Source organism: Providencia rettgeri (genome assembly GCF_041075285.1).
Lineage (GTDB): Bacteria > Pseudomonadota > Gammaproteobacteria > Enterobacterales > Enterobacteriaceae > Providencia > Providencia rettgeri_G.
Window position 1 is genome coordinate 202,057 of sequence record NZ_CP163512.1, and the last position, 12,739, is coordinate 214,795.

General features: G+C 41.9%; 12 protein-coding genes. 3 read left to right on the forward strand and 9 right to left on the reverse strand.

Translation table 11 applies throughout. The features are described 5' to 3' along the window. Window positions 1-7: 7 nt before the first annotated feature. The 5 genes from AB6N04_RS00930 to rsmE all read right to left on the reverse strand — a co-directional run bounded on the left by AB6N04_RS00930 (window position 8) and on the right by rsmE (window position 3,591). Window positions 8-700, reverse strand: a complete 693-nt coding sequence (locus tag AB6N04_RS00930) for a YggS family pyridoxal phosphate-dependent enzyme (RefSeq protein WP_369310089.1) — start codon at window positions 698-700, stop codon at window positions 8-10. 145 nt (window positions 701-845) lie between these two features. Continuing rightward, window positions 846-1,265, reverse strand: a complete 420-nt coding sequence (gene ruvX, locus AB6N04_RS00935; RefSeq protein ID WP_206084733.1) for a Holliday junction resolvase RuvX — start codon at window positions 1,263-1,265, stop codon at window positions 846-848. Then, window positions 1,265-1,828, reverse strand: a complete 564-nt coding sequence (locus AB6N04_RS00940) for a YqgE/AlgH family protein (RefSeq protein ID WP_369310090.1) — start codon at window positions 1,826-1,828, stop codon at window positions 1,265-1,267. The genes ruvX and AB6N04_RS00940 overlap by 1 nt, the downstream gene beginning before the upstream one ends. Before the next feature lie 74 nt (window positions 1,829-1,902). Beyond that, on the reverse strand, window positions 1,903-2,850 hold the full coding sequence (gene gshB, locus AB6N04_RS00945; protein WP_369310091.1) for a glutathione synthase: 948 nt from the start codon (window positions 2,848-2,850) through the stop codon (window positions 1,903-1,905). Between the two features lie 9 nt (window positions 2,851-2,859). Continuing rightward, a complete protein-coding gene (gene rsmE, locus AB6N04_RS00950; RefSeq protein ID WP_369310092.1) occupies window positions 2,860-3,591 on the reverse strand; it encodes a 16S rRNA (uracil(1498)-N(3))-methyltransferase in 732 nt (243 codons plus the stop codon). 278 nt (window positions 3,592-3,869) lie between these two features. Here rsmE and AB6N04_RS00955 point away from each other — a divergent pair, with 278 nt between their 5' ends. Further along, complete coding sequence (locus AB6N04_RS00955; RefSeq protein ID WP_369310093.1) at window positions 3,870-4,679, forward strand: prepilin peptidase; 810 nt, start codon at window positions 3,870-3,872, stop codon at window positions 4,677-4,679. A 37-nt stretch (window positions 4,680-4,716) separates the two neighbouring features. Here the strand turns inward: AB6N04_RS00955 and AB6N04_RS00960 are convergent, their stop codons facing one another. Next, entirely contained in the window at window positions 4,717-5,361 is a 645-nt protein-coding gene (locus tag AB6N04_RS00960) for a DsbA family protein (RefSeq protein ID WP_369310094.1), read from the reverse strand. 143 nt (window positions 5,362-5,504) lie between these two features. Then, window positions 5,505-6,377, reverse strand: coding sequence for an MBL fold metallo-hydrolase (locus AB6N04_RS00965; protein WP_369310095.1), 873 nt, complete (start codon window positions 6,375-6,377; stop codon window positions 5,505-5,507). Window positions 6,378-6,509: 132 nt separating this feature from the next. Here AB6N04_RS00965 and AB6N04_RS00970 point away from each other — a divergent pair, with 132 nt between their 5' ends. Beyond that, window positions 6,510-7,430 (forward strand): LysR family transcriptional regulator, encoded by a 921-nt coding sequence (locus AB6N04_RS00970; RefSeq protein WP_369310096.1) that lies wholly within the window; start codon window positions 6,510-6,512, stop codon window positions 7,428-7,430. Here the strand turns inward: AB6N04_RS00970 and AB6N04_RS00975 are convergent. Further along, window positions 7,404-8,339 (reverse strand): LysR family transcriptional regulator, encoded by a 936-nt coding sequence (locus AB6N04_RS00975; RefSeq protein WP_369310097.1) that lies wholly within the window; start codon window positions 8,337-8,339, stop codon window positions 7,404-7,406. The genes AB6N04_RS00970 and AB6N04_RS00975 overlap by 27 nt on opposite strands. Window positions 8,340-8,465: 126 nt before the next feature. On the opposite strand from AB6N04_RS00975, the gene lysA reads away from it, so the two are divergent. Then, window positions 8,466-9,731: a diaminopimelate decarboxylase gene (gene lysA, locus AB6N04_RS00980; RefSeq protein WP_369310098.1), complete on the forward strand. Its 1,266-nt coding sequence runs from the start codon at window positions 8,466-8,468 to the stop codon at window positions 9,729-9,731. Between the two features lie 233 nt (window positions 9,732-9,964). Here the strand turns inward: lysA and fadE are convergent, their stop codons facing one another. Continuing rightward, complete coding sequence (gene fadE / locus AB6N04_RS00985; protein ID WP_369310099.1) at window positions 9,965-12,430, reverse strand: acyl-CoA dehydrogenase FadE; 2,466 nt, start codon at window positions 12,428-12,430, stop codon at window positions 9,965-9,967. Window positions 12,431-12,739 lie beyond the last annotated feature (309 nt).

Sequence of the window (12,739 nt, forward strand, 5' to 3'; positions counted from 1 at the left end):
CTCCTTATTATTGATGGTATTGGCGTGCGCCAAAAATCGCAGTTCCTATCCGCACAAGGGTTGAGCCGCAGTGAATAGCAGCACGCATATCGTCAGTCATTCCCATCGAAAGGGTGTCGACTGTTGGGTAAATGGCTTGTAGTTGCTTAAAGGCATTATTCATTCGATGAAATGTTTCACACTGACGGTTATAGTCTGTTTCTGGCGCAGGGATTGTCATCAAACCCCGCAAAACAAGGTTTGGCATGGTCACAACTTGAGCGGCGAGCTCCTCGACATCGTTTAATGTAATGCCAGATTTGCTATTTTCATCGCTAATATTAATTTGGATGAGCACGTTTAGAGGTGCTTTATTGCTAGGGCGTTGGTCATTTAGACGTTGAGCTATTTTGACTCTGTCTAGCGTGTGGAACCAATCGAAATGCTCTGCAACTAAACGGCTTTTATTGGATTGCAGTGGGCCGATAAAATGCCAAACAAGGTCAGTTCTATCTGAAAAATAATGAATTTTTTCAACGCCTTCTTGAACGTAGTTTTCACCGAATTGGCGCTGACCCGCTTCGATGGCTTCTAAAATAGCGTCGCAAGGCTTGGTTTTACTAACCGCCAGCAGTGTAATGTCCTGTGGTGAACGATGACATTCTTCAGCAGCAGTTTGAATACGTGCGGTAACATCAGAGATATTATTTTGAATGGTCATGTGTTTATTCATTATAGTTTAATTCAATACTATTTTATTCATGGTGTTCATGAACAGTGACTTGACCATAGTGTAAAGCAATTCGCGTTAGAACGGCACCTTTGCATCAGATTTCCGTGAAAAATAACTGCAAATTCGGGCAAAATTAACTATGTTGCTCAAACCAACTTTCAAGGATCACCACTGCGGAGGCTGAATCCACTTTTCCTTTGCTAAGTGCACGGTAGCCACCTTGCTCAAATAATCCCGCTTTTGCCTCAACGGTAGAAAGCCGTTCATCATGCAATTCGACTTTGACACCAAAACGGCCATGAATGCGATTTGCAAAATTGCGAGCTTGGCTTGTGACCAATTGCTCAGTGCCATCCATATTAAGCGGAAGGCCAACAATAACCAACTGAGGAAGCCATTCTTTAAGTAACTTTTCGATTTGTTGCCAATCAGGGCGTCCATCACTTGCTTTCAGCGATGTTAATGGGCGCGCAGTACCCGTGATCTCTTGTCCAATTGCAACACCAATACTTTTAGTTCCAAAATCAAAGGCTAATAGTGTTCTACCTGACATTATGCGTGCCCCGCCTGCATGGAGATAGTGTGAATATTTACGCCAAGTAAGTTTGCCGCAGCCGCCCAACGTTCATTAATTGGGGTATCAAAAATCAGCTCAGGGGATGCTTCAACTGTCAACCAGCTATTTTCCATAATTTCCCGCTCTAATTGCCCCGGTTCCCAACTGGAATAACCTAATGCGACTAAAGAATTTTTCGGTGATTGGTCACTACCGAGTGTTTCTAAAATATCTTTCGATGTGGTGACCATCACGTCATCGTTAAGATGCAAGCTAGATAAAAAGCCACTAATGGGGGTATGTAAGATAAAACCATGTTCTTCCGCAACCGGTCCGCCAGCGATTACAGGGCGTTGCAAATTACGCTTATTCACATTATCGGATACCGAAATTTCGAGCTTTTTCAGCATGGTATCGACTGAAAAGTCATCAATGGGTTTATTAATCACCAAACCCATTGCGCCTTTTTCATTATGTTCACACACATAAACCACAGACTGCTCAAAATAAGGGTCTATGAGGGATGGCATGGCAATAAGAAAATGGTTTTGCAGATTCAAACTTAAACTCCATTCATTTTTACTCAATACATTGGCTAAAGGGTCGAGATGACCTCTTTAGCCAGATCTATCACTTATTTTTTCAAACGACGCTCAATGGCATCCATCAACATACCTGTGATGGAAATATCGAAAGCCGCTTCGATTTCACGAGCACAGGTTGGGCTGGTGACGTTAATTTCAGTCAGGCGATCTCCAATGATATCTAACCCAACGAATACTAAGCCTTTTTCTTTCAGCGTTGGTGCGACTGCGCGCGCAATTGCCCAATCACTTTCTGTTAACGGGCGCGCTTCGCCGCGACCACCAGCGGCTAAATTACCACGAGTTTCACCTTGTGCAGGGATGCGTGCTAAACAGTAAGGTACTGGTTCACCATCAACAACTAACACGCGCTTATCGCCATCTTTGATGGCAGGCAAAAAGTTTTGTGCCATGCAGTAGCGTGAGCTGTGCTCTGTGAGAGTCTCAATGATCACACCAATATTCGGGTCATCTTGTTTCAAACGGAAAATCGATGCTCCCCCCATACCATCAAGGGGCTTGAAAATAACATCCCCATGTTTTTGGTGAAATTCTCTTAACTTTTGCGGACTGCGAGTCACTAAGGTGTCAGGTGTTAATTCAGGGAACCAAGCGGTAAATAATTTTTCATTACAGTCTCTGAGGCTTTGTGGTTTATTCACAATGAGAGAACCCGCTTGTTCTGCGCGTTCTAAGATATAGGTTGCATAAATAAACTCGGTATCAAATGGCGGATCTTTGCGCATTAAAATAGCATCAAGGGAGCCGAGAGCGATATCTTGTTCACTATGGAATTCGTACCATTTGGCTGGATTTTCTTCGACCGTGACGATTTTAGTCTGTGCACGAGCTTCACCTTGATGTAAATAAAGGTCATTCATTTCCATATAATGGATTTCATAACCACGACGCTGAGCTTCCAACATCATTGCAAAACTGGTGTCTTTCTTGATTTTGATGGATGAAATAGGATCCATCACTATACCGAGCTTGATCATTTTTTCTCCTTAACCCAGATCACCTAAGCGCACTTGCAGTGCAGTGATAGCGGTTAGCGCAGTCGTTTCTGTTCTAAGAACTCTAGGGCCTAACAGTATATCGGTAAATTGATAATTGGCTGTCATGGCGATTTCATCCGCTGAAAGCCCGCCTTCTGGGCCAATCAACAGTCTTACTTTTTTTAATTGAGTCGGCAGCGTATTGATACTTTCTGTCGCTCTTGGGTGAAGATTTACTTTGAATGCACCATCATCCTCAGCACACCAAGCCTCAAGGCTTTGTACTGGACGAATCTCGGGGAGGCGGTTTCTGCCGCATTGCTCACAAGCGGCAATGGCAATTTTTTGCCATTGTTGTCGTTTTTTCTCTAGCCGCTCTCCATCAAGACGTACACCACAACGCTCTGAAATTAAAGGTGTAATCGTATTAACACCTAACTCGACGGATTTTTGAATGGTAAATTCCATTTTTTCCCCACGAGACATCACCTGACCTAAATGGAGGTCAAGAGGGGATTCTCTATCATCAAGCTTGCCACTTTCAATGTAGACCTGAACATGCTTTTTCGACGCTGCTGTAATCTCAGCACTAAACGTTTGGTTGCTGCCATCAAACAGCTCAAGCTTTTGGCCAATCATCATGCGAAGGACTCTGCCTACATGGTTTGCGGCATCATCACCAAGAGAAATGGTTGTATTGGTTTGTATTGGCTCAGGGTGATAAATGCGTGGAATGCGCATGACGTTTCCTTAGTACAGACTCGATTAATAAATATGATAACTCTGGTGAATATGGGGATTGAATCGTAAAACTCAAGTTCTGCTATCTAGTTTATAACGAAAAAAAGGGTATTTATAGTGCGTCTGTGCCATCGTTGTTAAATTAGACGTGACTGATAAATAAAAAGAAAAATTTGAGCTCGAATAAGCTGACGATATTAAGCGGAATAAAAGTGTTTAGGTTGTGAGTCTTCCTGAGTATATTTATTTTTCTCTCCATAATGGAATAAGGAGTTAACATGTTTGATTTCGGGTACTTAGCGTTAGAAAAATGCATTTTTATATTTAATGAGATCATAAATTTTTTATTAAAACTGAAAGCACAATGGAATTGTTTTTATGGTGAACTGATTAATATCATGGTTAATAAGGAAGTTTATTTAATTTCAACGCTATTAGTTCTATCTGTAATTATTAATCGTAAGTTGTTGAGTTATATCCCTAAAAAGTATTTTCAATTATCTCCTATAGATGTCAGCTATTTTTCATTGATACTTATTTATTCAATATTGGGCGGGAGTATTTTTTTCACATTGGATCATTTGCTTGTTATTTTTTTCTTATTGCTATTTTTAAACTTCGCTATTTTATTATTGATTATAGATTATAAAATAGGGTATTTACCGAATGTATTAACATTTCCATTTTTAATCACGGGCTTACTATATCAAATCAGTGTACCAGCAGGGAATGTTGTCTCGGCGATTTATGCCATTGTAGTTGCTTACCTTAGTGTTTTTGCATTAACCGTTGTGATGGAAAAAATCAAAAAACAGCCACAAATGGGGCGAGGGGATTTTAAACTGATTGCTGCATGCGCAGCATGGCTAGGTGTGTTGAATTTACCCTATTTTTTGGGAGTAGCAGCAGCGCTAGGGCTAATGCACTACAGTATGAGTTATTGGGTATTGCCTAGATTAAAGGCGATTAATGGAAAATTGCATTTAATGAGTGGAAGTTGTGTGAATACGGGAAGCCCGACTATTCCTTTTGGGCCAGCAATCTTGGTTAGTGCAACTATTTGGCTGTGTTTATCACTTATTCAATAATAAATGAATGACACAGCCAAATGACGAACTTATTCCATTACTTGACGGCTTTTACCATAGTATCTAGGAATTGTTGCCATTTATCTGTTGCTCCAAGGTAGTTCTGTAGTGGTACTCGCAACCATTGAGCGTTTTGTTGAATAAGTAATGTTGGAAAACCAGAAGCGCCAGATTGCCCTAATAGTTTTTGACTGTCTTGAATATGAGCTGCTGTTTCATTTTGCTCGCACAGTGCATAATCAGTGGTATATTGCGCTACATCCAGACCAATGCTTTGCGCTAAATCCATAAGGACAGATGTATCGTTAATATGGCGGCCTGAAATATAGTGGGCTTTTTGAATGGCTTTTAGCATTTCAAAGCCTTTTCCTTGCTTTGTTGCTGCCAATATCGCTGTTTGCGGTATTGCGGAGTCCATCACTAAATTAGGCTCATGTAACATTGTGAGGTAGTCATCACTAAAGACTTGCCCTGTCATTGATGCGATGCGTTTATCTGATTGGATAATATGTTGACGGAAATCATCATCTAAATGCAGGCGAGAGCGACCGGCTAACATGCCACCACCATGCATTTCGATATGAATGTTTGGGTGTTTTGCGGCAACCTCAATCAGTGGCGCTGCCGCATAACACCAACCACAATAAGGGTCGTAAATATAATGTAGGGTAATATTGCTCATAATAATGTCTCATTGGGCTATTTATTAATATATGAAGGGTTGTACCATAACCTATCCCCCTAAATCATTTTGTTTTTAATGTGCCTCTACAATTTAAAAGAAGAGTCAAAAATAAATGAAACAGAGGGGATAGCTTGGCGACATTATTGAGGCCACTGCATTTCGCCTTTAACCACTTTGGCACTTAGTGCTAAGCTCGATTTTTCATCTAAATTAGGATATTGAGTTTCCATTTTATTAATCAGCTCATCGGCATTTTTACTTACTTTCATTGCTGCTTCAAAGTCATTTAAATATTGCTGAGTAAATGTGACGGTTCCAATATCAAATTTAGAAGTGCCGGTAAAATGTCCAGGTACAACGGTATCGGGTTTTAGCGCCTTAATACTCTCTAACGTTTGTTGCCAATTTTGGCGTGAACCTTCAGTTTGCGTATCTGCCACCCAAACATGAATATTATCCGAAACGATGACTCCTCCCACAACTGCTTTTAAGGAGGGGATCCATACATAAGTTCTATCCGCGGATGTACCATCTAGTCCTTTGATTTCTAGCGTTTCACCATCGACGGTAAAGCTATTTCCTTTAATAACGTCAGGAACAACGATATAGCTTGGAACTTGATTTTTTAATTCACTTCCCCAATAGGCAAGTTTGGCATCTTTAGTTGCATTAATAGCTTTAACTGTTTCGGCTGTTGCTATCACTTTTGCCTCAGGGAAGGCTTTGGTTACTGTCTCTAAACCAAAATAATAATCAGGATCTGAATGGCTAATATAAATGGTGGTTAATTTTTTATTCAGTTTTTGGATTTTATCGACCAGCTTTTGTGCATCATTATTTTGAAACTGAGCATCGATGAGCGCCACTTCTGTTGGGCCGCTAATAATTTCAGATGAAACAGGGAAAACACTGTTAAGACCTGGGTTATATACGTCTAGTGTTAGCTTTTCGGCCTGTGCCATATTCAGGGTTGTTATGAATAATGTGGTTGCTGCTAATAAGTTGAATTTCATTTTTATATCCTAAAATAAAGTCAAGCAGTTAAATGTTTTTTGGCTTGGCGTGTATATTAGATTGTAATAATAGTGGGAAAAACAGCATAATTAGAGCTTGTTTGTTGCATAAATCGAACGAATAAGGGTGTTATGGATAGACTAAAAGCAGTAGAAGTGTTTATCACAATCGTGGAAAGTGGCAGTTTAAGCAGTGCGGCAGACAAATTAGATATGTCCCGTGCAATGGTAACGCGTTATTTATCCGAGATGGAGCAATGGGCGGGAGTACGGTTATTAAACCGTACAACAAGGCGACTTAGTTTAACCTCAGCAGGTGAAGGTGTTTACCAGCAATCGTTACAGCTAAACGCGATTTCCCAAACCGTGCCAGTTCAGCAAGAACATGATAGCCAAGCATTGTCAGGGCTTGTGCGTATCAGTTGCTCGCAATCTATAGCCCAAAGTGCACTCGCCATTGCAATCACTGAGTTTATGCAGCAGTACCCCAATATGACAATTGATATGCAGATCTCGAATAAATCAGTAAACCTTATTGAAGAGCGCATCGATTTAGCCATTCGTATCACGAACCAGTTAGAGCCGAGTTTAATTGCTAGGCCTCTTTCAACTTGCTATTCAGTAATTTGTGCGTCTCCGCGTTTTTTGGACGGAAAAAAACGACCAACGAAACCGGCAGATTTAGCATTACTGGACTGTTTAACGTATAACTTTTTTGGTCGTAGCATATGGACGTTTGAAAAACAGGGTGAGCAGCATACGGTGCTAGTGGATGGACGGCTGAGTGCTAATGAGTCGATTTTTATTGCCGAAGCGACCTTAAAAGGGGCAGGAATTTCTATGCAGCCTTACTATTCAGTTGCAAAGTATTTAGACTCAGGGGAACTTATCCAATTATTACCTGATTATACCCCGATGCCGTTAGGTATTTACGCGGTGTATACCAGCCGACAAAAAATGCCAACTTCATTACGTGTTGTGATTGATTATCTTGCCAACTGGTTTAGTACCTCACCGCATTGGTTATCACTGATGCAGCAAGGCCTGCGTTAAATTTTGCTCAATTTGGTTAAATTGGTTCTTTAAGTGTTGTGTAAAAATGGTTGTGAGTTGTGATGACGGTCGGTGAATAGGCTTAATTAAACTCACCGTAAAAGGAATTGAAAAACTTAATGGGCGCAATGCTAATTTACCTGAAGATTGCTGATGGAAATCCAGAGCAGTCAGAGGGTTAACTATCGATATTCCAATACCTTTCAGTGCCATAGCACAAATAGAAGATGCGGAATGTGTTTCCATCACCATTTTTCGGTCAATTTTCTGCTCTGCAAACGTTGAGTCAATTAATTGGCGATAACTATCCGTTAAAGACAAGCTGATAAAACGCTGGTGGTGAAAATCGCTGGGGGTTAGCACTTTTTTGTGGGTGAGTGGGTGCTCGGCGGATAAAACACACACTTCATTTAAACTTCCCAGTGTTTGTTGCTCAGTACCAGGTGGCATCTGCTGATGTTCGGTTAAACCAAAGTCATAGCGCTGGGCAGAAAGCCATTCCTCAAGCACAGGAGACTCTTGAGGGATCACCGTAATACTGACATCGGGGTAGTTTTCCATAAAAGATTGGCAGACGGATGGTAAAAGAGATTGGGCGAAAGCTGGCAAGCAGGTTACTGAGATTTGAGCATGTTCAAAACGACGGATCGTTTCGGCTGAGTTTTTGATGCGCTCTAACCCGTAATAAGAGCGTTCGACCTCTTCTAAAAATCGCAGCCCTTGCACGGTGGGGTGCAAGCGTCCTTTGACTCGGTCAAAAAGCTTAAATTGTAATAGATGCTCAAGACGAGCCAACTCACGGCTAATGGTTGGCTGTGATGTATTCAGTAATGCGGCGGCCTCCGTTAAGTTAGGGGTGGTCATCACTGCACGAAATATTTCAATATGTCGCCATGAAATGGCTTGCATTTTTCACCTCAAAATTAAATCCATATCAAATATGAATAGACTTTAGCAAAATGGATATTTTTTTTCCCATCTTATTCTTTGAATAATAGACTTTAATAGAATAAAAACTTGCAAACGAGAAACATCATGACGTCATTCGCAACCACCACAAGCCAATATTTAACTCCTGAACATTTACGTGCGTTACCCGCACAATATGGTACCCCTGTTTGGGTCTATGACAGCTCGGTAATTATTGAGCGTATCAAGCAATTACAAATTTTTGATACGGTGCGTTTTGCACAAAAAGCCAGCTCCAATATTCATATTTTACGCCTAATGAAAGAACAGGGTGTTAAAGTGGATTCGGTTTCTTTAGGGGAAATTGAACGTGCGCTGGTGGCTGGCTTCAAGCCGGGGCGTGATAAATCAGAAATCGTGTTTACCGCAGATGTGCTGGATAGAGCAACACTGGCTAAAGTGACGGAATTGGATATTCCTGTCAACGCGGGTTCAATCGATATGTTAGATCAAATAGGCCAGCAAAAAGTGGGGCACCCTGTTTGGCTACGCATTAATCCGGGCTTTGGTCATGGTCATAGTCAAAAAACCAATACGGGTGGTGAAAATAGCAAACACGGCATTTGGCACGAAGATTTGCCTGCTGCATTAGAAAAAATTCGCCATTACAATTTATCGTTAATCGGTATTCATATGCATATTGGGTCTGGTGTAGATTATCAACATCTTGCCGATGTGTGTGATTCAATGGTGGCACTGGTGACCACGGCAGGGGTTGATATTCATGCTATTTCAGCAGGCGGCGGATTATCGACGCCTTACCGTGAAGGTGATGAATTAATCGATGTGCAGCATTACTATAGCTTATGGGATAACGCTCGCCAGCGTATAGCCCAACATCTGGGGCACGGCATTGAGCTTGAAATAGAACCCGGTCGTTATTTAGTTGCAGAGTCAGGGGTTTTGCTGGCGGAAGTTCGAGCGGTTAAAGATATGGGCAGTCGCCACTATGTTTTAGTTGATAGTGGATTTAATGATTTAATGCGCCCAGCGATGTATGGTAGTTACCATCACATTTCTGTTTTGCCCGCAGACGGAAGCATTGCGGATGAGTCCCAATTAAAAGATACCATTATCGCTGGTCCTTTATGTGAATCTGGTGATGTATTTACCCAGCTCGAGGGGGGGCTCGTGGTGACTCGTGCGTTACCTAAAGTCAATGTGGGGGATTACTTGGTTTTCCACGATACTGGGGCTTATGGCGCATCAATGTCTTCAAACTATAATAGCCGCCCATTATTACCAGAGGTGATGTTTATTGATGGCAAACCTCAATTAATTCGCCGTCGCCAAACGATTGAAGAATTATTGGCGTTAGAGCTATCCGTGTAAAAACAGATTAAATACGATAAAAACAGCGACTAACTCGCTGGAGGTTGTTAATAAAGTGGGATAAAAGCGCGATTTTTACCACTTTGTGTTTTCAGGCAAAAATCAATATATTGATTTTCCTTGCTTATTTTCAAAACCTATCAAACCTGCCGCCAAACATAACATGTTTGTCAACAGTCTGAAACGCAAGGAGCGTAATATGCTCCTTGCGTTTTATTCTTCGGTTATTGTGTCTAAGCCGCTTTCTTTTTCTTACTGCTGTCTTCGTTTGAAGGTTCACTCGGAGACTTTTTTGATGGTAGTACGCCTAAATCATCAAATTCAAACTCATCCACATTAATGGTACGTAAGCGGCTGATTTCTGCTTTACGTAAGATATCGGCCTCTTCCTGCGTGATCACATTTTCAGGAAGCATTTGATCCGCTAGTTTGTCCAAACGGGTGAAGCTTAGCTTGCGTTCTTTCAGACGGCAGATGCGTTCGAAAATAGGCTCTGCGGCAATAATATCGAATAACGCTTGGTTTACTAACCCGTGCGGGTTATTTTCTGTTGGTGTCAGGTATTGCCCACGACCTAATCTGTCACGGGTTTCTGACGGCTCCATTAACAGTTGAGCCAATTTATGATCCAGTCTGTCTGATGGCATAGACATCGCGCGACCAGTCGGGAATAAAGTCACTCGCATCATAGCGGCCACCATTTTGTTCGGGAAGTTTTTCAACAAATCATCAATTGCTTTTTCAGACTGATATAAACAATCTTCAACCGCCCATTTTACCAACGGTAAATCCGCTTTTTGACGACCTTCATCCTCATAGCGTTTCAACGTCGCAGATGCGAGGTACAGATTGCTGAGAATATCTCCTAAACGGGCTGAAATACGTTCGCGACGTTTTAAGCTACCCCCTAACACGCCCATCGCAACATCCGATAATAACGCTAAGTTAGCACTGTGGCGGTTTAACATTTGATAATAACGGCGCGTTTCATCTTTGGTTGGTGCGCTACTGCCGCGACCATTGGTTAAACCTAGCCAGAAGCTGCGAAATAGGTTACTAATGACGTGACCAATGTGACCAAATACAGCTTTATCAAACTTGTGTAGATTGTTATCTTGCGCAGCAGCCATTTCTTCTAAGACAAAAGGATGGCAACGGATCGCACCTTGCCCAAAGATGATCATGCTACGGGTGAGGATATTCGCACCTTCTACAGTAATCGCGATCGGTGCACCTTGGTAAGCTCGCGCAACAAAGTTGGAATCCCCTAAACAGATGCCTTTACCGCCAGTAATATCCATCGCATCAATAATTGAACGTTGACCTCGGTGAGTACAATGGTATTTAACAATAGCGGAAAGTACTGCGGGTTTTTCACCTAACATAATACCTGAGGTAATGAGTGTCGCGGCGGCATCCATTAAGTAGGTATTACCTGCGATGCGTGCTAACGGCTCCTCAATACCTTCCATTTTACCAATCGGTAATTTGAATTGGCGGCGGATATAGGCGTAAGCACCTGTTGCAATAGCGATACTTTTCAAGCTACCTGTTGAGTTTGATGGCAGAGTAATTCCGCGTCCAACAGAAAGACATTCGACTAACATCCTCCAACCTTGCCCCGCCATTTTAGGCCCACCGATAATGTAATCGATAGGGACAAAAATATCTTTTCCACGAGTTGGACCATTCATAAATGGAATATTGAGTGGGAAGTGGCGATGACCAATTTCAACTCCCGGTGTGTTAGTTGGGATCAGTGCACATGTAATGCCGAGGTTTTTCTCCCCACCTAATAATTGGTCTGGGTCTGACAGCTTAAATGCAAGACCAAGTACAGTCGCAATAGGGGCTAAGGTAATATAGCGTTTATTCCATGATAAGCGCATACCTAATACTTGCTCACCTTGCCATTCTCCCATACAGACAACACCTGAATCTGGGATCGCCCCCGCATCGGAACCTGCCTCAGGGCTCGTTAAGGCAAAGCAAGGGATCTCTTCACCCGTTGCGAGACCAGGTAAATAGCGTTGCTTTTGCTCATCAGTACCATAATGTTGCAATAACTCACCTGGACCTAATGAGTTTGGTACGCCTACGGTGATGGCTAAAATACCCGATACGCCAGCAAGTTTTTGTAAAACTTGGGATTGTGCATAAGCTGAAAACTCAAGGCCACCATACTCTTTTTTAATGATCATGGCGAAAAAGCGGTGGTCGCGCAGATATTGCCAAACTTCTGGTGTTAAATCAGCAAGTTCATGGCTGACTTGGAAATCGTTCACCATACCGCATACCGTTTCCACTGGGCCATCAATAAAGGCTTGCTCTTCTGCGGTTAATTGCGGTTTTGGGTAGTTGTGTAGTTTGTTCCAATCTGGCGCTCCACGGAAAAGATCGCCTTCCCACCATGTTGTTCCTGCATCAATGGCCTCTTTTTCCGTTTTCGACATGGGTGGCATGACTTTTTGGAACATTTTCATGGCACGCACTGAGAAAAAGGATTGGCGTACAGGCGAAAAAACGAAAGGAAATAAGACGAGAGCCACTGGTAGCAACATCCAGTAACTCCAAATATTTAACACACCCATCACTGCGGTATAGGTTAATAGCAGCACTGTACTGAGTACAAGGGAAGTTCTGTGATAACAAAGTACGCCTATTAAGGCTAAAAATAACGCAATACTGAGAAGGATCATAGTGAAGCTCCTATCGACTTGTAAGAGGTCTGACCTGTTTGTTATCTCAATCTATACCTATTAATAAAGGATTAGCAATATATTTACATCCTAATTACAACTCAGTTCACAAAAACACCAAATAATGGCAAGAAAAGTTGAAATTAAACTAACCGCCCTTAAAGAAAATAAGGTTATTGAGTATAACCAAATGTTATTTTTGTCGGCGAGGTCAAGACAGCACAATCAAAAGTAGAAACAAAGTGTCCCCTGTGTAACAATCTGAGTATTAAAGCTTTATGACTGATATCCAGCTAAATTTATGTTGTT